This window comes from Pseudomonas sp. NFACC14 (assembly GCF_900106885.1).
In the GTDB taxonomy this organism is placed as follows: Bacteria; Pseudomonadota; Gammaproteobacteria; order Pseudomonadales; family Pseudomonadaceae; genus Aquipseudomonas; species Aquipseudomonas fluorescens_AA.
This window is the reverse complement of record NZ_FNOA01000008.1, coordinates 189,928-212,109: the sequence shown is the minus strand read 5'-3', so window position 1 is coordinate 212,109 and position 22,182 is coordinate 189,928. Positions and strand designations below refer to the sequence as shown.

Sequence of the window (22,182 nt, the reverse complement as noted above, 5' to 3'; positions counted from 1 at the left end):
TTCGTGAGCCAGCCTACGCCAGCCGTGCGTACCTTCCAAGACTTGATCCTCGCCCTCCAGCAATACTGGGCCGAGCAAGGTTGCGTGGTACTTCAGCCCTACGATATGGAAGTAGGCGCCGGCACTTTCCACACTGCCACGTTTCTGCGTGCCATCGGCCCGGAAACCTGGAACGCCGCTTATGTGCAGCCCAGCCGCCGCCCGACTGACGGCCGCTACGGCGAAAACCCGAACCGCCTGCAGCACTACTACCAGTTCCAGGTGGTCCTGAAGCCGAACCCGGAAAACTTCCAGGAACTGTATCTGGGCTCCCTCAAGCACGTCGGCCTCGACCCGTTGGTGCACGACATTCGTTTCGTCGAAGACAACTGGGAATCGCCGACCCTGGGCGCCTGGGGCCTGGGCTGGGAAGTCTGGCTCAACGGCATGGAAGTGACCCAGTTCACCTACTTCCAGCAGGCGGGCGGCATCGAGTGCTACCCGGTCACCGGCGAGATCACCTACGGCCTGGAACGCCTGGCGATGTACCTGCAGGGCGTGGATTCGGTCTACGACCTGGTGTGGGCCGACGGCCCGTTCGGCAAAGTGACCTATGGCGACGTGTTCCACCAGAACGAAGTGGAGCAGTCGACCTACAACTTCGAACACGCCAACGTCGAGAAGCTGTTCGAGCTGTTCGATTTCTACGAGAGCGAAGCCAAGCGCCTGATCGAGCTGGATCAGCCGCTGCCGTTGCCGAGCTATGAAATGGTGTTGAAGGCGTCCCATACCTTCAACCTGCTGGATGCACGCCGGGCGATTTCCGTGACCGCGCGCCAGCAATACATCCTGCGTGTACGTACCCTGGCGCGTTCCGTTGCGCAAGCCTACCTGCTGGCCCGTGCCAAGCTGGGCTTCCCGATGGCGACCCCGGACCTGCGTGATGAAGTGTTGGCTAAGCTGGAGGCTGCACAATGAGTGCTCAAGATTTTCTGGTTGAACTGGGCACCGAAGAACTGCCACCCAAAGCCCTGAACACCCTGGCCGATGCGTTCCTGGCCGGTATCGACAAAGGCCTGCAAGCCGCCGGCCTGAGCTACGAAGCCAAACAGGTGTACGCCGCGCCGCGCCGCCTGGCCGTGCTGATCACCGCCCTGGCGACCCAACAGCCGGACCGCAGCATCAACCTCGACGGCCCGCCACGCCAGGCCGCGTTCGATGCCGACGGCAACCCGACCCAGGCCGCCCTGGGCTTCGCCAAGAAGTGCGGCGTGGACCTGAGCGAAATCGACCAGAGCGGTCCGAAGCTGCGCTACAGCCAGAGCATCAAGGGCAAGCCGACCGCCAGCCTGTTGCCGACCATCGTCGAAGACTCCCTCAATGACTTGCCGATCCCCAAGCGCATGCGCTGGGCCGCGCGCAAGGAAGAATTCGTACGTCCAACCCAATGGCTGGTGATGTTGCTCGGTGACCAGGTCATCGATTGCACGATCCTGGCCCAGAAGGCCGGTCGCGACTCCCGCGGTCACCGCTTCCATCATCCCCAGAACGTGCGCATCACCTCGCCGGCCAACTACCTGGCCGACCTGCGTGCCGCCTACGTACTGGCCGACGCCAACGAGCGGCGCGAGCTGATCAGCAAGCGCACCGAAGAGCTGGCCACCCTGCAGGAAGGCACCGCCATCGTGCCGGCCAACCTGCTGGACGAAGTGACCGCGCTGGTGGAATGGCCAGTGCCGCTGGTGTGCTCGTTCGAGGAACGCTTCCTCGAAGTGCCGCAGGAAGCACTGATCACCACCATGCAGGACAACCAGAAGTACTTCTGCCTGCTGGACGCCGAAGGCAAGTTGCTGCCGCGCTTCATCACGGTTGCCAACATCGAAAGCAGGGACCCGCAGCAGATCATCGCCGGTAACGAAAAAGTCGTTCGCCCGCGCCTGACCGATGCCGAGTTCTTCTTCAAGCAAGACAAGAAACAGCCCCTGGAAAGCTTCAACGAGCGCCTGCGCAACGTGGTGTTCCAGGAAAAACTCGGCAGCGTCTACGACAAGGCCGAGCGCGTTTCGAAACTGGCGGCGTTCATCGCCCCACGCATCGGCGGCGACGCCCAGCGTGCGGCCCGTGCCGGCATCCTGTCCAAATGCGACCTGTCCACCGAGATGGTCGGTGAGTTCCCGGAGATGCAAGGCGTGGCCGGTTACTACTACGCCCTCAACGATGGCGAGCCGCAGGACGTGGCCCTGGCGCTGAACGAGCAGTACATGCCCCGCGGTGCCGGCGCTGAGCTGCCAACCACCCTGACCGGTGCGGCCGTGGCGATCGCCGACAAGCTCGACACCCTGGTTGGCATCTTCGGCATCGGCATGCTGCCCACCGGCAGCAAAGACCCGTATGCCTTGCGTCGTGCGGCCCTGGGCGTGTTGCGGATCCTGATCGACAAGCAATTGGACCTGGACCTGAACGACGCCGTGGCGTTCGCCGTCAACGCGTTCGGTGGCAAGGTCAAGGCTGCCGGCCTGGCCGATGCGGTGCTGGAATTCATCTTCGACCGCCTGCGTGCGCGTTATGAAGATGAAGGCGTCGACGTCGCCACCTACCTGTCGGTACGAGCCCTGAAACCGGGTTCGGCCCTGGACTTCGACCAGCGCGTACAAGCGGTGCAGGCCTTCCGCAAATTACCGGAAGCCGCCGCGCTGGCAGCGGTGAACAAGCGGGTATCGAACCTGTTGGGCAAGGCCGAAGGCAACATCGCGGCCACCGTCGAAGCCAAGTACTTCGACAACGCCAACGAGTTTTCCCTGTACTCGGCGATCCAGCAGGCGGACCAGGCGGTCCAGCCAATGGCGGCGGCGCGTCAGTACAGCGAAACCCTGGCACGCCTGGCGGCACTGCGCGAACCGGTGGATGCGTTTTTCGAGGCGGTGATGGTCAACGCCGAAGATGCCAAAGTACGGGCCAACCGTTACGCGCTGCTGGCGCGTCTGCGTGGGCTGTTCCTCGGCGTCGCCGATATTTCGTTGCTGGGGTAACGCTTGAAACTGCTGATTCTCGATCGGGACGGAGTGATCAATCACGACTCCGACGCTTACATCAAATCGGTGGAGGAGTGGTTGCCGCTGCCCGGTTCGATCGAAGCCATCGCGCAGTTGAGCAAGGCCGGCTGGACGGTGGCGGTCGCCACCAACCAGTCGGGCATTGCCCGCGGTTATTATGACCTCACCGTCCTGGACGCCATGCATGAGCGCCTGCGCGCCCTGGTGGCGGAACAGGGCGGGGAAGTCGGCTTGATCGTCTATTGCCCGCATGGGCCGGACGACGGCTGCGATTGCCGCAAGCCCAAGCCGGGCATGTTGAAAACCATTGCCGCGCATTACGATGTGGCCTTGGCAGGTGTGTGGTTTGTCGGTGACAGTCTCGGTGACCTGGAGGCGGCCAAGGCCGTCGATTGTCAGCCAGTTTTGGTAAAGACCGGGAAAGGCGAGAAGACCCTGGGCAAGACCCTGCCGGTGGGCACCTTGATTTTTGACGACCTGGCGGCGATTGCCGCTGAACTTATCCACAATTAGAGCTCCCAAGACAACCTGATCAAGGACTGTTCGGGAAGCGCTTGAACAAGGCGGGCATTGCCCGCAACGGTAAACGCCGCTATGTCGATATTGCAGGCCATCAGAAGCTTTCTCTTTTACCTGCTGCTGGGCACCAGCTCCTTGCTGTGGTGCACCCTGAGTTTTTTTATCGCGCCGTTCATGTCGTTCAAGGCGCGCTATCGTTTCATCAATGTGTACTGGTGCCGTTGCGCACTGTGGCTGAGCAAGGTATTCCTGGGCATCCGCTATGAAGTGAAGGGTGCCGAGAACGTGCCGGACCGGCCCTGCGTGATCCAGTCCAACCACCAGAGCACCTGGGAGACGTTCTTTCTCTCGGCCTATTTCGAGCCGTTGAGTCAGGTCCTCAAGCGTGAGCTGCTGTTCGTACCGTTCTTTGGCTGGGCCATGGCCATGCTGCGCCCGATCGCCATCGATCGCGACAATCCCAAAGTGGCGCTCAAGCAAGTGGCGAAAAAGGGCGACGAACTGCTCAAGGACAACACCTGGGTGCTGATCTTCCCCGAGGGCACCCGTGTTCCTTACGGGACGATTGGCAAGTTTTCCCGCAGCGGTTCCGCATTGGCGGTGAACGCGAACCTGCCGGTGCTGCCGATTGCACACAATGCCGGCAAATTCTGGCCCAAGGCAGGTTGGATCAGAACACCAGGCGTCATCACCGTGGTGATCGGCGCGCCGATGTATGCCGAAGGCACTGGCCCCCGCGCCATCGCCGAGCTCAATGACCGCGTACAGGCCTGGAATGAACAGGCACAACGGGAGATGGGCTCGCTTCCTCCAGGCCCTGTCGCGGAAGTCTCCACGGAACAAGCCGCTGTTTGAGATCTGTGGATAACCTGTGTACCGTTTTTTCGAAATCCGTTGCTTTTATGTAGTAACCATATGTTTTTTATACATATTTCCTAAACACATAAAATCCACGTTCAGGTGCATAAGTTTTTATAGCAGCAAAAAATCCCAGCCTTCGGGGATTGGGTACATCCTGTAGGAGTTGCCGAAGGCTGCGATCTTCTCAACCTTCCAATAACGGGAAGCGCAGGCTGAACGTCGTGCCTTTACCCACCACGCTACAACACTCGATTTTCCCCTCGTGATGGTCAACCACCGCCTTGACCATCGATAATCCCAGGCCAATTCCATCGACCCCGTGGGCCGAGGAAAACCGTCGGTACTGACTGAACAGGTCCGGCAGTTCTTCGGCGCTGATGCCCTTGCCTTGGTCGGCGACATTGCAGATCAACCAACCCGAGATGCAATGAACCTGCAGGGAAATGCAGGCGTCGGGGGGGCTGTACTTGATGGCATTTTCCAGCAGATTGAACAGGGCACGGGTCAATAACGATTGATCCGCCCTCACCATAGCGTCTTCATCCTCTATTTCGTGAACCAACTGGATACGCTTTGCCTGGGCGATGGGCAGCGCCTGATCGAGCACGTCCAACACCAGCATGGCGAACAGCGTCGGCTGGAATTGATAGGCCTCGGATTCGGCCTTGGCCAGCTGTACGAAACCCTCGGTCAGGTCCAGGGCCCGCCGTACCTGGCGTTCGATCTGGTCGAACAGTGGATGATCGCCACCGGCCTGATGTCGCTGCACATCGAGCAGCGCAAGGATTGCCGAGTGAGGGGCGCGCAAGTCATGGGAGAGGAACCGCAGCATGACACTGCGCTGCTCTTCCGCCTCACGTTCGGCGCTCAGGTCCGTGAGGCTCAGCAACCAGCCAATCGGCGCATCGCCATCCACCGGCAACAGCGCAGCCCGTTCCAGGCGCAAGCTACGCTCGCGAATGTCGCGAAACTCCACCAGGGGCAATGTGGATAAGCGGTGATGCGCCCCGTGCTCCAGCCCCGGATAACCCAGTTGCCCAAGGTGCTCCAGCACATCGCCGCCCGCCAGCCCATGGCCGAACAGCTCGCGGGCCTTTCGATTACCCAGCAGCAGCTTGCCGTGGGGATCGCTGATCATGGTTGCCACCGGCAAGTATTCCAGGCCGTCGGCAATGAAGCGCCGGGTGTCGCGGGTTCGGCTCATGGCTTGTTCCAAGGCCATGATCTGACCCTGTAAACGGTCACTACCGGTGTAGGAGGCGCGGCGACGCTCCGGGAAGACCTTGGGCTCGGCGTCCAGGCGTGCCAGTTCCCAACCGAAGTAGGCCAACACCACGCTCAGCCGTCGCCAGTTCCAGATCAGGTAGCCGAACATGATCCCCAGCACACTCGCCATGGGCGACCACCACCACCCTCGCGCGCCCAGCATGGCGCTGATCAACAGGGCCAGGCTCATACCACCCACCGTTGTCCACAGGGCAAGGCGCGGGCGCAACAGCAGCAAGCCCAACACACAACCCACCAGGCATACCGACAGCAACGCGGCGCCTGAATGACCTGTGGATTGGCTGCTCAATGACAACAAGGCCGTCAGCGGCAACAGCAGCAGACTTATCCACAACCACTCCCGCACCAACTGTCGAAACAACCGCTGAACCTGGGTAGGTTCACGACTTTCACGGCGACGCTGGTTACTCATAGGCCTCCTGGCCGAACTCAAGGACTGTGGATATTCTCACTGGCCTGCCTAAGTCGACAGGCTTGAAAGCCCACGACTATAACGGACTCGATGGGTGGCGCGCTGCTGCCTTTCCCTCTGTGTCGCGAGCCGGTATTGTCGCAGCCAGCGACAGGTCAATGAATCAGCCACTGGCTGCCTTTCATTGCCACCTGAAGATGTCCGTTACTCTCGAGATCAAGGAATCGCATTCCATGCGTGTCGCCATACTGGACGATGAACCGGCCGAGTTGCGCCGGGTAGAACAGACGCTGCAGCAAATCCCCGGCAGAGGCGAGCAAGCCTGGACCCTGCACAGTTTTGAACGAGGGGAAGACTTGTTGCGACAACTGCGGCGGGAAACCTTCGACTTGTTGATCCTCGACTGGCAACTGCCCGACATCAGCGGGCTTTCATTGCTGCGCTGGACCCGCGAGCACATGGATTCGCCACCGGCCGCCATCATGCTGACCAGCCGCGACGGTGAGCACGACATCGTCCAGGCCCTCAACAGCGGTGCCGACGACTACGTGAGCAAACCCTTCAGGCCCAACGAGCTCAAGGCCCGGGTCACCGCCGTGCTGCGCCGTCACAACCTGCAACGCGCGCCCGCCAGCGACGTGCTGGTGTTCAACGACCTGGCGTTCGACGACGCCGAGCTGACCATCACCCGTGCCGGCATCCCCATCAGCCTGACCGAACGGGAATACCGCCTGGCCCGGTGCCTGTTCGCCAACCTGGGCCGGCCGCTGTCCCGGGAATACTTCTACGAACGCTTCTGGACCCACGAGGAAATGACCTCGTCCCGCCCCCTCGACACCCACATCTATCGCCTGCGCAACAAACTCGGGCTGACGGCGGATCGGGGTTGGCAGTTGCTGACGATCTACGGCTATGGGTATCGGTTGGAGAGTGTGGTGGCGGGGAATGAGGCGTCGGTGGCCAGTTAGGGAACCGACTGCTCATATTGAATGGCCTCTGTGGCGAGGGAGCTTGCTCCCGCTGGGCTGCGCAGCAGCCCCTTTTATTAGCGCTTCGCACTCGAGCGGGAGCAAGCTCCCTCGCCACACAATGGATATCACCCGATCGTCGGTACCAGGCTTCCTGCTTTTGCGATCCGACGACGCTGTACCAACACGCCGGATATCACCACCAGGACACTCAGCAGGCCGGTCGCGAGGATCTCCACGCGATGGGCTTCCTGGAACAGCATGATGGTCAAAGCGCCGACGATGAAGACAATCACCGCGTAGGTCAGGCCGGGAAACAGCCACATGCTGAAAGCGATTTTTTCCCCGCGAGCCATGCGTTGTTTGCGCATACGCAGCTGCGAAATCGCGATGACCAGGTACACCAGCAACGCAATGGCGCCAGAGCTGGCCAGCAGGAATTCGAAGACCGCCGCCGGTGCCACGTAGTTGGCGAACACCGCCAAAAAAGCCGCACCGGTCGACAGCATCACCGCCCAGTGAGGCGTGCCGCTCTTGTTGGTGCGCTGGGAAACGGCCGGCGCATCACCGCGCTTGCCCAACGAGAACATCATGCGCGAAGCCGTGTACAACGCCGAGTTCAGGCAGCTGGTGACCGCCACCAGGACCACGATATCGACGATCAGTTTGGCATTGGGGATGCCCATGCGCTCCAGCACCGTCTGGTAGGAGCCAACACTGGCCAGGAGCGGGTCGTTCCATGGTACCAGGGCGACAACGATGAAAATGGAAACGAGATAGAACAAGCCAATCCGCCAGATCACCGAGTTGGTTGCCTTGGAAATCTGCTGGCCTGGGTTCTTCGATTCGGCTGCGGCGATGGTCACGATCTCGGTGCCCATGAACGAAAACATGGTGGTCAGGATCGCTCCCAACACCGCGCCCATGCCGTTGGGCAGGAAGCCCTGAGTGTCGAACAGGTGCGAAACACCGCTGACCTGGCTGGTTGGCAGAACACCGAATATCGCCATCAGACCCAGCCCGATGAAGCCGATGATCGCCACCACCTTGACCAGGGCGAACCAGAATTCGAACTCTCCGTAATTCTTCACACTGAACAGGTTGGTGACCGTCAGCAGCAGGGTGATGACCAATGTGAAGACCCAGATCGCCACGTTCGGGAACCAGGCGTGCAGGATCGTTGCAGCGGCGTTGGCCTCCAGCGGAATCACCAGGACCCAGAACCACCAGTAGAGCCAGCCGATGGTGAAACCCGCCCAATGACCAATCGCCCGGTCCGCATATGTCGAGAAGGACCCCGTGTCCGGCGACGCCACCGCCATTTCGCCCAGCATCCGCATCACCAGCACCACCAGGGCACCTGCGGCAGCGTAGGCCAACAACACGGCCGGACCGGCCGCTGCGATCGCATGGCCGGAGCCGACGAACAGACCGGCGCCAATCACACCGGCTATGGAAAGCATCGTCACATGACGGGGCTTGAGCCCTTGCGCCAGATTATCGGAAGTTTGCGTACCGCTCATTGAGACTACCCTTGGCATTTGGATTTATTCGTACCACCTCGACCCATCGCTTTCTGTAAATTTAAAAAAACGATGTGTAAGTTATTAAACACGCAAGTTTTGCGCCAGGAAATCCAAAGTCCCCGGTATCCGGGGCCTTCATCCAATTCCTAACCCATTGACAATGAAGGCTTTATGCCAGGGTGTTACCCAGTTACCCCATTCGTGACCGTTGGGTCTTGGAAGGATTGGGTATTTTTCCAGCGTAAAAAAAAGCCAACGCATGTGCGTTGGCTTTTTTGCTGGAGCAGGGTGCGGCAGAAGGATCAGAAATCCAGGTTGGACACCGCCAACGCATTGCTCTCGATGAAGTCACGACGAGGCTCGACCGCATCACCCATCAGGGTGTTGAAGATCTGGTCCGCGCCAATGGCGTCTTCGATGGTGACTTTCAGCATCCGGCGCGAGCTTGGGTCCATGGTGGTTTCCCACAGCTGATCCGGGTTCATTTCACCCAGACCTTTGTATCGCTGGATGGTGTGGCGCTTGGTGCTTTCCGCCATCAGCCATTCAAGGGCTTCCTTGAATTCGGTCACGGCTTTCTTGCGCTCACCCCGTTGGATGTACGCACCTTCGTCCAGCAGCGTGCTCAGTTGCGCGCCAAGGGATACGACGGTCTTGTAGTCGTTGCTGCCGAAGAAGTCGCGGTTGAAGGTGACGTAGTTCGACAGGCCGTGGGAGATCAGTTCGACCTCCGGCAGCCAGACGTTACGCTCACGGTCTTCGCGCAGGCTGGCTTTGTAGACCAGGCCGGATTTTTCGACGGTGCGCAGGCGTACTTCGTACTGGGCCAGCCAATCCTGCATCGCTGCGTGATCGGACAATTGCTCCAGGCTCACGGCAGGCAGGTAGATGAAGTGCTCGGTCAGTTCCTGTGGGTACAGGCGCGACAGGCGCTTGAGGGTCTTCATCACCAGACGGAAGTCGTTGACCAGGCGCTCGAGGGCTTCACCGGAAATACCCGGGGCGTCTTCGTTCAGGTGCAGGCTTGCGTCTTCCAGGGCCGACTGCGTCATGTACTCTTCCATGGCGTCGTCGTCTTTGATGTATTGCTCTTGCTTGCCTTTCTTGACCTTGTACAGCGGCGGCTGGGCGATGTAGATGTAGCCGCGCTCGATCAGCTCCGGCAACTGACGGAAGAAGAACGTCAGCAGCAGGGTGCGGATGTGCGAACCGTCGACGTCAGCATCGGTCATGATGATGATGTTGTGATAGCGCAACTTGTCGATGTTGTACTCTTCGCGGCCAATGCCGCAGCCCAGGGCGGTGATCAAGGTGCCGACTTCCTGGGAGGAAATCATCTTGTCGAAGCGCGCCTTCTCGACGTTGAGGATCTTGCCCTTGAGCGGCAGGATGGCTTGGGTGCGACGGTTGCGGCCCTGCTTGGCGGAACCGCCAGCAGAGTCACCTTCCACCAGGTACAGCTCGGACAGGGCAGGGTCCTTTTCCTGGCAGTCGGCCAATTTGCCCGGCAGGCCGGCGATGTCCAGCGCGCCTTTGCGGCGGGTCATCTCACGAGCCTTGCGCGCGGCTTCACGGGCACGGGCGGCGTCGATCATCTTGCCGACCACCAGCTTGGCTTCGTTCGGGTTTTCCAGCAGGAAGTCGGAGAAGTACTTGCCCATTTCCTGTTCGACCGCAGTTTTCACTTCGGAAGACACCAGCTTGTCTTTGGTCTGGGAGCTGAACTTCGGATCCGGCACCTTCACCGAAATGATCGCCGTCAGGCCTTCGCGAGCATCGTCACCGGTCGTGGCGACTTTATGCTTCTTCGCCAGGCCTTCCTGTTCGATGTAGTTGTTCAGGTTACGGGTCAGCGCCGAACGGAAGCCCACCAGGTGGGTACCGCCGTCGCGCTGCGGAATGTTGTTGGTGAAGCACAACAGGTTCTCGTTGAAGCTGTCGTTCCACTGCAGGGCGATTTCCACGCCGATGCCGTCTTCACGCTGGATGTTGAAGTGGAACACCTGGTTGACCGGGGTCTTGTTGGTGTTCAGGTACTCAACGAACGCACGCAGGCCACCTTCGTACTTGAACAGCTCTTCCTTGCCGCTGCGCTCGTCCTTGAGGACGATGCCGACACCAGAGTTGAGGAAGGACAGTTCGCGAATCCGCTTGGCCAGGATGTCCCAGCTGAAGTGGATGTTCTTGAAGGTTTCGCTCGACGCCTTGAAGTGGATCTGGGTGCCGGTGGACTCGCTGTCGCCAACGATCGCCATCGGTGCCTGGGGCACGCCATGGACGTAGGTCTGTTCCCAGATCTTGCCACTGCGGCGCACCGTGAGAACCAGCTGTTCGGACAGCGCGTTCACCACCGATACACCTACGCCGTGCAGACCGCCGGAGACCTTGTAGGAGTTATCGTCGAACTTACCGCCCGCGTGGAGGACGGTCATGATGACCTCGGCGGCGGAAACGCCTTCCTCTTTGTGCACGTCTACCGGGATGCCACGGCCGTTGTCGCGAACGGTGATGGACTCATCCGGGTGGATGATGATGCTGATGTCGTCGCAATGGCCGGCGAGGGCTTCGTCGATGGAGTTGTCGACCACCTCGAACACCATGTGGTGCAGACCGCTGCCATCGTCGGTGTCACCAATGTACATACCGGGACGTTTGCGTACGGCATCCAGGCCTTTCAGCACTTTAATGCTCGTTGAGTCGTACGTATTTTCTTCGCTCAATGCCTTCACTCCCGATGGTCGTGGGTCTGGGTGATACGGCCCTGTTCCACGTGGAACAGGGCGACTGGCGTTTCCGTCTGCCAGCCTTCCCTCAATAATTCGTGGTCTACACAGGTGATGAACACCTGGCAGCGTAAGTCTTCCAGCAAGCGGCACAACGCGCGGCGGTGGGCTTCGTCCAGCTCGGACGGCAAGTCATCCACCAGATAAATACACTGACCGCGCCGGGCCTGGCTGACCAGATGCCCTTGGGCGATACGCAAGGCACACACCACTAGCTTCTGCTGCCCCCGGGACAAGATGTCCGCGGCGTTATGTGCGCCCAATCTGAGGCGCAAGTCAGCGCGTTGTGGTCCAGCCTGGGTATGGCCCATCTGCTGGTCCCGCTGCAGCGAGCCAGCCAGCACGGTGCTCAGTTCCCGGTCCTTGTCCCAGCCTCGGTAATAGCTGAGCGTCAGGCCCTCAAGCTCAACCAGTTCGCTCAAGGTCTGCTCGAAGACCGGTTTCAAGGCTTTGATGTAAGCGCGGCGGTATTCATCGATTTCAGCGCTGGCCTGGCACAGTTCCCTGTCCCAAACCGCTTGCGAAACGGCGTCAAGTGTACCATGTCGCAGCCAAGAGTTTCGCTGGCGCAGCGCCTTCTGCAGGCGTTGCCAAGTCGTCATGAAGCGCGGTTCTACGTGGAACACGCCCCAGTCGAGGAATTGCCGGCGAATCTTCGGCGCGCCTTCCAGAAGGCGGAAGCTGTCCGGGTTAATCAGCTGCAACGGCAGGATCTCAGCCAGCTGTGCAGCGCTGCGGGCGTTCTGCCCATCGATGCGGATCTGGAATTCCCCTTGCCGGTCCCGCGAGATCCCCAGGGCGCTATGGCCACCCTCCGCCAGTTCGACCTGCCCGAACACCGTACACGCCAGTTGGTCGTACTGGATGACCGGAAGCAGACGGGTGCTGCGGAACGAACGGGCAAGCCCGAGCAGATGCACGGCCTCCAGGACGCTGGTTTTGCCGCTGCCGTTGGCGCCGTAAAGGATATTGATGCGGGGGGAAGGGGAGAAGGTCACCGGGTGCAGATTGCGCACCGCGGTGACCGAGACGCGACTTAAGGACATTTAGCGACTACAGACGCATCGGCATGACAACGTAGGCCGAATCGTCGTTATCGGACTCTTGCACCAGCGCACTGCTGTTGGAGTCAGACAGGATCAGACGCACTTGCTCGGTGGTCATCACGCCCAGCACGTCGAGCAGGTAGCTGACGTTGAAGCCGATTTCCAGGGAGCCGCCGTTGTACTCAACGCCTACTTCTTCTTCCGCTTCTTCCTGCTCCGGGTTGTTCGCCTGGATCTTCAACTGCCCGTTGGCCAGTTGCAGACGAATGCCGCGGTACTTCTCGTTGGACAGGATCGCGGTACGGCTGAAGGCTTCGCGCAGGGCCTGGCGATCGCCCAGGACCAGCTTGTCACCGCCTTTTGGCAGCACGCGCTCGTAGTCTGGGAACTTGCCGTCCACCAGCTTCGAGGTGAAGGTGAACTCACCGGTGGTGGCACGGATGTGGTGTTGGCCCAACACGATGCTGACGTTGCCATCAGGCTCGGTCAGCAGACGGGCCAGCTCCAGGATACCTTTACGCGGCACGATCACCTGGTGGCGATCCGGCTGACCGATATCGGCCTGCATCGAGCACATGGCCAGGCGGTGACCGTCGGTGGCAACGGCGCGGATAACGCCGGCCGACACTTCCAGGAGCATGCCATTGAGGTAATAACGCACGTCCTGCTGGGCCATGGCGAAACTGGTGCGTTCGATCAGGCGACGCAACTTGCTCTGGTCCAGGCTGCAGGTCAGCGAACCCGGGCCTTCTTCAACGGTCGGGAAATCGTTGGCGGGCAGCGTGGACAAGGTGAAGCGGCTGCGACCGGCCTTGACCACGAGCTTCTGCTCATCGACCTTGATGTCGATCAGCGCGTCGTTGGGCAGGCTCTTGCAGATGTCCATCAGCTTGCGCGCCGGCACGGTGATGGAACCCGGATCGGCCGGTTCCTCAAGTTGCACACGACCGACCAGCTCGACTTCCAGGTCGGTACCGGTCAGCGACAATTGCTGGCCTTCGACAACCAGCAGCACGTTGGAAAGTACCGGCAAGGTCTGGCGGCGTTCGACGACGCCTGCGACCAGTTGCAGGGGTTTCAACAGGGCTTCGCGTTGAATGGTGAAATGCATGGTCTAGTCCCTTGCCTTAATAAGCTGCGCTGGTGGTCATCAAGTGGTCAGTGTACGCAGCAGGTTCTTGTAGTCCTCGCGGATGTCCGCGTCGGATTCCTTAAGTTCGTTGATCTTGCGGCACGCGTGCAGCACGGTGGTGTGGTCGCGTCCGCCAAACACATCGCCGATTTCCGGCAGGCTGTGGTTGGTCAGTTCCTTGGACAGGGCCATGGCCACCTGGCGCGGACGTGCCACCGAACGCGAACGGCGTTTGGACAGCAGGTCGGAGATCTTGATTTTGTAGTATTCAGCAACCGTTCGCTGAATGTTATCCACAGAAACCAACTTGTCCTGAAGCGCCAACAGGTCCTTCAAGGATTCGCGAATCAACTCGATGGTGATATCGCGGCCCATGAAGTGCGAATGGGCAATCACCCGCTTGAGGGCACCTTCGAGCTCACGCACGTTCGAGCGGATACGCTGAGCGATGAAGAATGCCGCGTCGTGAGGCAGCTCGACCTTGGCTTGGTCGGCCTTCTTCATCAGGATCGCGACCCGGGTCTCCAGCTCCGGCGGCTCGACAGCCACCGTCAGGCCCCAGCCGAAACGCGACTTGAGGCGTTCCTCGAGGCCTTCGATCTCTTTCGGGTAGCGGTCACTGGTGAGGATGACTTGCTGTCCGCCTTCAAGCAATGCGTTGAAGGTGTGGAAAAACTCTTCCTGGGAACGTTCCTTGCGGGCGAAGAACTGAATGTCGTCGATCAGCAAAGCGTCTACCGAACGGTAGAAGCGCTTGAACTCGTTGATGGCGTTCAGTTGCAGCGCCTTGACCATGTCGGCCACGAAACGCTCCGAATGCAGGTACACGACCTTGGCATTCGGATTCTTCTTTAATAGATGGTTGCCCACGGCGTGCATCAAGTGGGTCTTACCCAAGCCGACGCCGCCATAAAGGAAGAGCGGGTTGTAACCGTGCTTGGGGTTGTCCGCGACCTGCCAGGCCGCCGCGCGGGCCAGTTGGTTGGACTTACCTTCGACGAAATTCTCGAAGGTAAAGGTCCGGTTCAGGTAGCTGGTGTGCTTGAGCGCACCTTCGACCTGGACGGTGCGCTGTTCGGCCCGCACCGGAGCCTGCTGGGAGCTGGCACCAGCCATGGGGTCGAAGCTGTCCCGGGAAGGCTCTTCGCTGACGTCGGCGACTTTTTGCGTGTTGCGTTTGCTCGGGGCAGGCGCGGGCGCCGGGGCGGCATGGTTGTTCACGGGGGCCGGGGCAGCCTGCTGGGCCTGTGACGCGGCGGCGGCCAGCGGCGCATTGGGCGCGGCGCGGGGTGCCGAACTGCGTTTGCTGCCTATTAATAAGGACAACGCAGGCGCCATGCCATTGCCATGCTCGTCGAGCAGTTCCATGACCCGGCCCAGGTACTTTTCGTTGACCCAGTCGAGAACGAAACGGTTCGGTGCATAGACACGCAACTCGTCGCCTTCGGCTTCGACCTGTAGTGGACGGATCCAAGTGTTGAATTGTTGGGCAGGCAGCTCATCGCGCAAAAGCTCCACGCACTGCTGCCAAAGTTCCACTGACACGGATATCCCCTAAGTTGAAAGCCGGTGAGGCAAAAACAAGCGGCCATTGTAGCGAGCAGACGTGCACTTATCCACACGCAGGTTGCTCATTGCCCATGATTTATCAATGCGTTAAGCGAGAGAAAGACGACCGACGGTCGGTGGATAAGCTCTGTGGATAACCGAGCCTGAGGTCGTTGCACAAGTGGGGGCGAAACTCGGTGGATAACCGCCCTGTGGATAACAGGCCATTCCACCCACAGCTTATCCGACAGCGGAGCACAGGCTGGCCACTGCTTTCCCCTGTAGTTGTCATTCTCTGTACATGGCGGATTACAAGGCCTTGGCATGGTTATCCACAGACAGGTGGCAACCTTGCTTTTATAAGCTTTACAGAAAAGCTTTAAATAATTCCCTTCTTTATTTCTATATCTAGCGCTGTGTGATGAATCCGTCGAAAGGGGCTGGATATCTATTTAAAGGAAACGCTGGTTGGAAATTGACCTAGAGGCTTGCTTTCTCTAGAATCCCCGGTCTCTTAAAACGGGGGCCATTCCGGCCCGTTGTGGACGAACCAGGTAACACGACATGAAACGTACTTTCCAACCAAGCACTATCAAACGCGCTCGTACCCACGGTTTCCGTGCTCGCATGGCTACCAAGAACGGTCGTGCCGTCCTGTCGCGTCGTCGCGCCAAAGGTCGTGCGCGTCTGGCAGTTTGATAATCCGGCACTGGAGGTGAGTCAGGACTTCAGTCGGGAAAAGCGTCTGCTTACACCCCGGCATTTCAAGGCAGTCTTTGACTCCCCTACCGGCAAGGTTCCGGGGAAAAATCTCCTGCTCCTTGCGCGCAACAACGATCTCGATCACCCCCGACTAGGGCTGGTTATCGGGAAAAAGAGCGTCAAGCTCTCCGTTGAGCGCAATCGCCTCAAACGTCTGATGCGCGAATCGTTTCGCCTGAACCAGGATTCACTGGTTGGATGGGACATCGTTATCGTCGCGCGCAAAGGTTTGGGTGACGTAGAAAACCCCGAATTGATTCAGCATTTCGGCAAGCTCTGGAAACGTCTGGCACGCAACAAGCCAGTACCAGCGGTCAACACCGAAACTGTAGGGGTAGACAGTCCCGATGCGTAAACTGGCACTCGTTCCGATCCAGTTTTATCGCTATGCCATTAGTCCTTTGATGGCCAATCACTGTCGTTTCTACCCCAGTTGTTCCTGCTACGCGTACGAAGCCATAGAAAATCATGGCCTACTGCGCGGTGGCTGGCTGACCTTTCGTCGTTTAGGTCGCTGTCATCCGTGGAATCCCGGCGGTTACGACCCGGTTCCGCCTATCCCTACCTCCCGTTCTTCTTCGATGGCCGAGTAATCATGGATATCAAACGCACGATCCTGATCGTCGCCCTGGCAATCGTGTCCTACGTCATGGTCCTTAAATGGAACCAGGACTATGGGCAGGCTGCCCTGCCGACTCAGAATGTTGCAGCCAGCAATACCGCACCGAGCCTGCCGGATGCTCCCGTTGGCAACAATGCTGCCAGCAATGACGACGTCCCACGCGCGGCAAGCGATACCAGCGCGCCTGCCGAAGCCCCTGTGGCCGCAAGCAAAGATCTCATCCAGGTCAAGACGGACGTGCTCGAGCTGGCAATCGATCCACAAGGTGGTGACGTCGCCCAGCTGAAGCTGCCGCTGTACCCGCGTCGCCAGGATCATCCGGACATCCCGTTCCAGTTGTTCGACAACGGTAACGAGCGCACCTATCTGGCCCAAAGTGGCCTGATTGGTAGCAACGGCCCGGATTCGAACCCGGCCGGTCGCCCGGTCTACTCTGCCGAGAAGAAGACTTATCAACTGGCTGACGGTCAGGACCAATTGGTCGTGGACCTGAAGTTCAGCAAGGACGGTGTCAACTACATCAAGCGTTTCACCCTGAAACGCGGCCTGTATGACGTCACCGTCTCTTACCTGATCGACAACCAGAGCACCCAGCCTTGGTCCGGTGCGATGTTCGCGCAACTCAAGCGTGACGCCAGCGACGATCCTTCCTCCAGCACCGCCACCGGCACCGCGACTTACCTGGGCGCCGCCCTGTGGACAAGTTCGGAGCCGTACAAGAAAGTGTCCATGAAGGACATGGACAAGGGTCAGCTCAAGGAAACCGTACAAGGTGGCTGGGTTGCCTGGCTGCAGCACTATTTTGTAACAGCCTGGATCCCGCAGAAGGGCGACAGCAACGTTGTCCAGACGCGTAAAGACAGCAAGGGCAACTTCATCATCGGTTACACCGGCCCGACATTGACTGCCGCGCCAGGTGCGAAAGTCGAAACCAGCGCCATCCTGTATGCCGGCCCAAAAAGCCAGGCGGTGCTGAAACAGCTGTCCCCAGGCCTGGAACTGACCGTCGACTACGGTTTCCTGTGGTTCATTGCCCAGCCGATCTTCTGGCTGCTGCAACATATCCACAGCATCGTCGGTAACTGGGGCTGGTCGATCATTTTCCTGACCATGCTGATCAAGGGGATCTTCTTCCCATTGTCGGCCGCCAGCTACAAATCCATGGCACGCATGCGTGCAGTGGCGCCGAAACTGGCCGCCCTGAAAGAACAGCATGGCGATGACCGGCAGAAAATGTCCCAGGCCATGATGGAGCTGTACAAGAAAGAGAAGATCAACCCGCTGGGTGGATGCTTGCCGATTCTTGTGCAGATGCCAGTGTTCCTGTCGCTGTACTGGGTGTTGCTGGAAAGCGTGGAGATGCGTCAGGCACCGTTCATGCTGTGGATTACCGACCTGTCGATCAAGGATCCGTTCTTCATCCTGCCGATCATCATGGGCGCGACCATGTTCATCCAGCAGCAACTGAACCCGACGCCTCCGGACCCGATGCAGGCGAAGGTCATGAAAATGATGCCAATCATCTTCACCTTCTTCTTCCTGTGGTTCCCGGCGGGTCTTGTGCTGTACTGGGTTGTGAACAACGTGTTGTCCATCACTCAGCAGTGGTACATCACGCGTAAGATCGAAGCGGCGACCAAAAAAGCCGAGGCGTAACTTGCTCTGTGGATAACCACACAAAACGCCCCCTAGTGGGGCGTTTTGCTATCTGCCATTTTTGTCTGGATACCGGTTTATGAGCGCACCGCGTGAAACCATCGCCGCCGTTGCCACCGCCCAAGGTCGCGGCGGTGTCGGCATCGTCCGTATTTCGGGGCCCTTGGCCAGTGCCGCGGCCAAGGCTATCAGCGGTCGTGAACTCAAGCCGCGGTTCGCCCATTACGGCCCGTTTTTCAGTGATGACCAGCAGGTGCTCGACGAAGGGCTGGCCTTGTATTTCCCCGGGCCGAATTCGTTCACTGGCGAAGATGTGCTGGAACTGCAAGGCCACGGTGGCCCGATCGTGTTGGACATGCTGCTCAAGCGCTGCCTGGAATTGGGTTGTCGACTGGCCCGGCCGGGGGAATTCAGCGAACGGGCGTTCCTCAACGACAAGCTCGACCTCGCCCAGGCCGAGGCGATTGCCGATTTGATCGAAGCCAGTTCTGCACAGGCTGCGCGCAACGCGTTACGTTCCCTGCAGGGCGCGTTTTCCCAGCGTGTGCATAACCTCACCGAGCAATTGATCGGCCTGCGGATCTACGTCGAGGCCGCGATCGACTTCCCGGAAGAGGAAATCGACTTCCTCGCCGATGGCCACGTGCTGAGCATGCTCGATAAAGTGCGCGACGAGTTATCCACAGTACTGCGCGAAGCCGGGCAGGGTGCCTTGTTGCGCGATGGGATGACTGTGGTGATCGCTGGACGACCGAATGCCGGCAAATCCAGCCTGTTGAATGCCCTGGCCGGCCGCGAGGCGGCGATCGTCACCGAGATCGCTGGCACCACCCGGGACATTCTCCGCGAACATATCCACATCGACGGCATGCCGCTGCACGTGGTGGATACGGCTGGCTTGCGCGACACCGAGGACCAGGTGGAAAAGATCGGCGTCGAACGCGCACTCAAGGCCATCGGTGAAGCCGACCGGGTATTGCTGGTGGTGGATGCCACCGCACCGGAAGCAGACGATCCCTTTGCCTTGTGGCCGGAATTCCTCGAGGTCCGCCCGGATCCGGCGAAAGTCACCCTGATTCGCAACAAGGCCGACCTGACCGGGGAATCGATTGCCTTGGAAGTCAGCGCTGACGGGCACGTGACCATCAGCCTGAGCGCGAAGTCGGCGGGTGAAGGCCTGGAGCTGCTACGTGAGCACCTCAAGGCCTGCATGGGCTACGAGCAGACCTCGGAAAGCAGTTTCAGCGCTCGCCGGCGGCATCTGGAAGCCTTGCGCCATGCCAGTGCCGCCCTGGAGCACGGTCGCGCTCAACTGACTTTGGCCGGTGCCGGCGAACTGCTCGCCGAAGACCTACGCCAGGCCCAGCATGCATTGGGCGAAATCACCGGCGCTTTCAGCTCTGATGATTTGCTGGGACGCATCTTTTCCAGCTTCTGCATCGGCAAATGAAAAAAAGGCTGTGGACAATTTATCCACAGCCTTTTTTACCAGTTATAGGAAACCGTGCCGAGCAGCGTTCGATCTTCCCCCCAGTAGCAGCGCCCCGCATCGTTGCATCCCGACACATATTCCTTGTCGAACAGGTTTTTTGCATTCAGGTCGACGCTCCAATGGGTGTCGATCTGGTAGCCAATGGCGGCGTCCACCAGGGTGACGTCGCCGGCATCGAGTTTTCCATACAGGGTGGGCGAGGTGTAGGCGAATGCACTGTCGAAGTAGCGCACGCCACCTGCCACATACAGGCCCTTCAGGTCACTTTCGAGGAAGCGGTATTTCGCCCAGACAGACGCCTGGTTTCGTGGCACGCCGGTCATCTGGTGTCCTTTTACCAAAGAGGTCGCCGCATCCTTGGTGACCCGGGCATCGGTGTAGGTGTAGGCGGCCGTGACATTCAGACTGGGCGTGAGGTTGCTATTGAGCTCCAGCTCCACGCCTTTGGCGCGGCTTTCACCCACCTGGCGATAGGTGGACGTGGTGGCGTCGAAGTACGTGTCGTCCTTCTTGCGCAAATCGTAGACGGAAGCGGTGAAGGCAGTATCCCATCCATTGGGCTCGTACTTGAGGCCGACTTCGTACTGGCTGCTGGTAATCGGCTCGAGGGGGGTGCCAGCGTTGGAAATCTGCTGCACCGGGACGAACGCCGTCGAGTAACTGACGTAAGGCGTCATGCCATTGTCGAACTGGTACATCAGCCCACCCTGGTAGGTGAACTTCTTGTCCTTTGAGCTGAGGTTCCCTGCGCTGGCGACCTTGTCACGGAAATCGCTGTCGACCCAATCCTGGCGCCCGCCAAGCAGGAACAACCAACGGTCGTACTTGCTTTGCAGCTGTGTATAAACCCCTTTCATCTGTTGTTCGATCAGGGTGTTTTGCACGGCGATCGGCGTCTGTGGATCGCCGATGTACACGGGATCGTAGATATCCACAGGCCCTACGAATCCAGCATTCCAATCCTGATTGAACGATGTGCGGTCATAACTGGCACCGAACAACAGGGTATTTTCCAGGCCACCGACTTTGAATTTGCCCTCCAACTGGTTATCCAGGGAATACACCATCGATTTGTTGAAACGGTCATAAGCGGTGACGTTCACGCGGCGGCCGAAGCCGCCATTGTTCAAATTGCCGGGCCAGGTTTCGTGGCGGGTGATGCGTGACTGCAGGTAGCGCGAATTCTGGCGGAACTGCCAATCGTCATTGAAGCTGTGACTGTATTCGTAGCCGGTGCTCCAGGTTTCTCGCTCGAATGTGTTCCAGTCCGGATCGCCGAGCATGGTGTCCTTGGATAACTGACCGTTCGGGTTGCTCAGCAGCGTACCGGCGGCCGGCAGCCCGAGCTCCATGTTGGTGTGATCCTTCTGATAGTTGGCCAGCAGGGTCAGCGTGTTGAAATCATCGAAATCAAGCGTCAGGGAGGGCGCGATGTAGAGGCGGTCGTCCGGGACATGGTCGGTCTGGGTATCCGCGTTACGGCCCAACATCACGATCCGGCCCTGGATGTTGTCGTTCTCGGCGAGCGGCCCGGAGACATCCACACCCAGCTGGCGTCGGTTGTGGGAGCCGTAGCCCAGCTGGACCTCACCTTGTGGCACGGCAGTCGGGCGCTTGCTGACGAGATTGACCAGGCCACCCGGCGCGTTCTCACCGTAAAGCAGCGAGGAAGGCCCGCGGAACACCTCGACCCGCTCCAGGCCGTACGGCTCCGAGCTGGTGTCGTAGCGATTACCCTGGACTCTCAGGCCGTCGCGCAGCAGACCATAACCGTAATCCGTGGCGTTGAACCCGCGAATGTAGAACAGGTCCCCGGCCAGGCTATCGCCGGCGGCGAAAGGCGGGGCAAAGATTCCAGGGACATAACCCAAGACATCGGTCAGGGTCTGGGACTTCTGGTCTTTCATGCGCTGGCCGGTGACCACCGATACCGAGCGCGGCGTTTCCGACAAAGGCGTGCTGGTTTTCGTGCCGATCCGGCTGTTTTTCGCCTTGTAGCCCACATCAGCGCTGTAATCCAGGTCCATCGGGTTGGCCGCCGCCGCACTGATGCTCGTGGGTGCCAATTCGATCGAGGCGTTCGCCGGCAACGCGAACAGGGTATAGCTGCCAGGTGCCTGAGCCACGGCCTGGAGTCCCGAGCCTTGCAACAATTGCGCGAATCCCTGTTCAACGGAGTAGTCGCCGGTCAATCCCGGGCTACGCATCTGGCCGGTCTGTCGAGGAGAGAATGAGAGGATGACATTGGCTGTCGCGGCGAACTGGCTCAGGACGTTGTCCAGCGAGCCGGCGGCAATGGCGTAATGTTGCGTGGCGGTGCTGGCAAAAGCGTTGGAGGCGACCAGCAGGCCGCTTGCGGCACCCGTCATCAACAGGCTGTAGGCGATGCAATGCTGGGATAAACGTTGGCGAAACGTAGGAAGGCGCATGAGTGGGTAAGCCCTGGAGGTTGGCAAAGAGCCGCGTTATCGCGATTACCTGAAGGGCCGGATCAGCACAAAAAAAGATAACCCTGTGGCCTGTTTATTTTCCTGTC

17 protein-coding genes are annotated in these 22,182 nt (G+C 59.6%); 10 read left to right on the top strand and 7 right to left on the bottom strand.

Annotated elements, in window-relative coordinates:
* The first annotated feature begins 3 nt into the window (after positions 1–3).
* The 4 genes from glyQ to BLU85_RS14810 all read left to right on the top strand — a co-directional run bounded on the left by glyQ (position 4) and on the right by BLU85_RS14810 (position 4,406).
* Entirely contained in the window at positions 4–957 is a 954-nt protein-coding gene (gene glyQ / locus BLU85_RS14825) for a glycine--tRNA ligase subunit alpha (RefSeq protein ID WP_003177094.1), read from the top strand.
* Positions 954–3,008 carry a glycine--tRNA ligase subunit beta gene (glyS, locus tag BLU85_RS14820; protein ID WP_092200163.1) on the top strand — a complete coding sequence of 685 codons (2,055 nt, stop codon included), beginning with the start codon at positions 954–956 and terminating at the stop codon, positions 3,006–3,008. Before glyQ ends, glyS begins: the two co-directional genes overlap by 4 nt.
* A 3-nt stretch (positions 3,009–3,011) precedes the next feature.
* Entirely contained in the window at positions 3,012–3,545 is a 534-nt protein-coding gene (gmhB, locus tag BLU85_RS14815) for a D-glycero-beta-D-manno-heptose 1,7-bisphosphate 7-phosphatase (RefSeq protein WP_060739901.1), read from the top strand.
* Between the two features lie 81 nt (positions 3,546–3,626).
* A complete protein-coding gene (locus BLU85_RS14810; RefSeq protein WP_092200166.1) occupies positions 3,627–4,406 on the top strand; it encodes a lysophospholipid acyltransferase family protein in 780 nt (259 codons plus the stop codon).
* Between the two features lie 190 nt (positions 4,407–4,596).
* Here the strand turns inward: BLU85_RS14810 and BLU85_RS14805 are convergent, their stop codons facing one another.
* The gene (locus BLU85_RS14805; protein WP_092200169.1) at positions 4,597–6,111 is read right to left on the bottom strand and encodes a sensor histidine kinase; all 1,515 of its coding nucleotides are present in this window, start codon (positions 6,109–6,111) and stop codon (positions 4,597–4,599) included.
* A gap of 233 nt (positions 6,112–6,344) precedes the next feature.
* Between BLU85_RS14805 and BLU85_RS14800 the strand changes: the two genes are divergently transcribed.
* A complete protein-coding gene (locus tag BLU85_RS14800) occupies positions 6,345–7,079 on the top strand; it encodes a response regulator transcription factor (RefSeq protein ID WP_092200171.1) in 735 nt (244 codons plus the stop codon).
* 128 nt (positions 7,080–7,207) lie between these two features.
* Here the strand turns inward: BLU85_RS14800 and gabP are convergent, their stop codons facing one another.
* The 5 genes from gabP to dnaA all read right to left on the bottom strand — a co-directional run bounded on the left by gabP (position 7,208) and on the right by dnaA (position 15,111).
* A complete protein-coding gene (gene gabP, locus BLU85_RS14795) occupies positions 7,208–8,602 on the bottom strand; it encodes a GABA permease (RefSeq protein WP_092200174.1) in 1,395 nt (464 codons plus the stop codon).
* A gap of 305 nt (positions 8,603–8,907) precedes the next feature.
* On the bottom strand, positions 8,908–11,325 hold the full coding sequence (gene gyrB / locus BLU85_RS14790; protein ID WP_072407669.1) for a DNA topoisomerase (ATP-hydrolyzing) subunit B: 2,418 nt from the start codon (positions 11,323–11,325) through the stop codon (positions 8,908–8,910).
* A 5-nt stretch (positions 11,326–11,330) separates the two neighbouring features.
* Positions 11,331–12,434, bottom strand: coding sequence for a DNA replication/repair protein RecF (gene recF, locus BLU85_RS14785; protein ID WP_003196148.1), 1,104 nt, complete (start codon positions 12,432–12,434; stop codon positions 11,331–11,333).
* Between the two features lie 7 nt (positions 12,435–12,441).
* The gene (gene dnaN / locus BLU85_RS14780) at positions 12,442–13,545 is read right to left on the bottom strand and encodes a DNA polymerase III subunit beta (RefSeq protein ID WP_003196145.1); all 1,104 of its coding nucleotides are present in this window, start codon (positions 13,543–13,545) and stop codon (positions 12,442–12,444) included.
* Between the two features lie 39 nt (positions 13,546–13,584).
* Complete coding sequence (gene dnaA, locus BLU85_RS14775) at positions 13,585–15,111, bottom strand: chromosomal replication initiator protein DnaA (protein WP_092200177.1); 1,527 nt, start codon at positions 15,109–15,111, stop codon at positions 13,585–13,587.
* Positions 15,112–15,678: 567 nt separating this feature from the next.
* Here dnaA and rpmH point away from each other — a divergent pair.
* The 5 genes from rpmH (at position 15,679) to mnmE (ending at position 19,604) form a co-directional block, all read left to right on the top strand.
* Positions 15,679–15,813, top strand: coding sequence for a 50S ribosomal protein L34 (gene rpmH, locus BLU85_RS14770; protein WP_003213577.1), 135 nt, complete (start codon positions 15,679–15,681; stop codon positions 15,811–15,813).
* 16 nt (positions 15,814–15,829) lie between these two features.
* Positions 15,830–16,231: a ribonuclease P protein component gene (rnpA, locus tag BLU85_RS14765; RefSeq protein ID WP_218130119.1), complete on the top strand. Its 402-nt coding sequence runs from the start codon at positions 15,830–15,832 to the stop codon at positions 16,229–16,231.
* Positions 16,224–16,469, top strand: coding sequence for a membrane protein insertion efficiency factor YidD (gene yidD / locus BLU85_RS14760; RefSeq protein WP_080921994.1), 246 nt, complete (start codon positions 16,224–16,226; stop codon positions 16,467–16,469). The genes rnpA and yidD overlap by 8 nt, the downstream gene beginning before the upstream one ends.
* 2 nt (positions 16,470–16,471) lie before the next feature.
* Positions 16,472–18,154, top strand: coding sequence for a membrane protein insertase YidC (gene yidC, locus BLU85_RS14755; protein ID WP_092200183.1), 1,683 nt, complete (start codon positions 16,472–16,474; stop codon positions 18,152–18,154).
* A 79-nt stretch (positions 18,155–18,233) separates the two neighbouring features.
* Complete coding sequence (gene mnmE, locus BLU85_RS14750) at positions 18,234–19,604, top strand: tRNA uridine-5-carboxymethylaminomethyl(34) synthesis GTPase MnmE (RefSeq protein WP_092200186.1); 1,371 nt, start codon at positions 18,234–18,236, stop codon at positions 19,602–19,604.
* Between the two features lie 35 nt (positions 19,605–19,639).
* Here mnmE and BLU85_RS14745 read toward each other — a convergent pair whose 3' ends face one another.
* The gene (locus tag BLU85_RS14745) at positions 19,640–22,075 is read right to left on the bottom strand and encodes a TonB-dependent siderophore receptor (protein WP_092200189.1); all 2,436 of its coding nucleotides are present in this window, start codon (positions 22,073–22,075) and stop codon (positions 19,640–19,642) included.
* Positions 22,076–22,182 lie beyond the last annotated feature (107 nt).

What these genes read in the sequence shown, in the direction of transcription:
- rpmH (WP_003213577.1), top strand. Translation starts at nt 15,679, where the DNA reads ATGAAACGTACTTTCCAACCAAGCACTATCAAACGCGCTCGTACCCAC.
- gabP (WP_092200174.1), bottom strand. Translation starts at nt 8,602, where the DNA reads ATGAGCGGTACGCAAACTTCCGATAATCTGGCGCAAGGGCTCAAGCCC.
- yidD (WP_080921994.1), top strand. Translation starts at nt 16,224, where the DNA reads ATGCGTAAACTGGCACTCGTTCCGATCCAGTTTTATCGCTATGCCATT.
- BLU85_RS14800 (WP_092200171.1), top strand. Translation starts at nt 6,345, where the DNA reads ATGCGTGTCGCCATACTGGACGATGAACCGGCCGAGTTGCGCCGGGTA.
- yidC (WP_092200183.1), top strand. Translation starts at nt 16,472, where the DNA reads ATGGATATCAAACGCACGATCCTGATCGTCGCCCTGGCAATCGTGTCC.
- BLU85_RS14805 (WP_092200169.1), bottom strand. Translation starts at nt 6,111, where the DNA reads ATGAGTAACCAGCGTCGCCGTGAAAGTCGTGAACCTACCCAGGTTCAG.
- mnmE (WP_092200186.1), top strand. Translation starts at nt 18,234, where the DNA reads ATGAGCGCACCGCGTGAAACCATCGCCGCCGTTGCCACCGCCCAAGGT.
- BLU85_RS14810 (WP_092200166.1), top strand. Translation starts at nt 3,627, where the DNA reads ATGTCGATATTGCAGGCCATCAGAAGCTTTCTCTTTTACCTGCTGCTG.
- recF (WP_003196148.1), bottom strand. Translation starts at nt 12,434, where the DNA reads ATGTCCTTAAGTCGCGTCTCGGTCACCGCGGTGCGCAATCTGCACCCG.
- glyS (WP_092200163.1), top strand. Translation starts at nt 954, where the DNA reads ATGAGTGCTCAAGATTTTCTGGTTGAACTGGGCACCGAAGAACTGCCA.
- BLU85_RS14745 (WP_092200189.1), bottom strand. Translation starts at nt 22,075, where the DNA reads ATGCGCCTTCCTACGTTTCGCCAACGTTTATCCCAGCATTGCATCGCC.
- dnaN (WP_003196145.1), bottom strand. Translation starts at nt 13,545, where the DNA reads ATGCATTTCACCATTCAACGCGAAGCCCTGTTGAAACCCCTGCAACTG.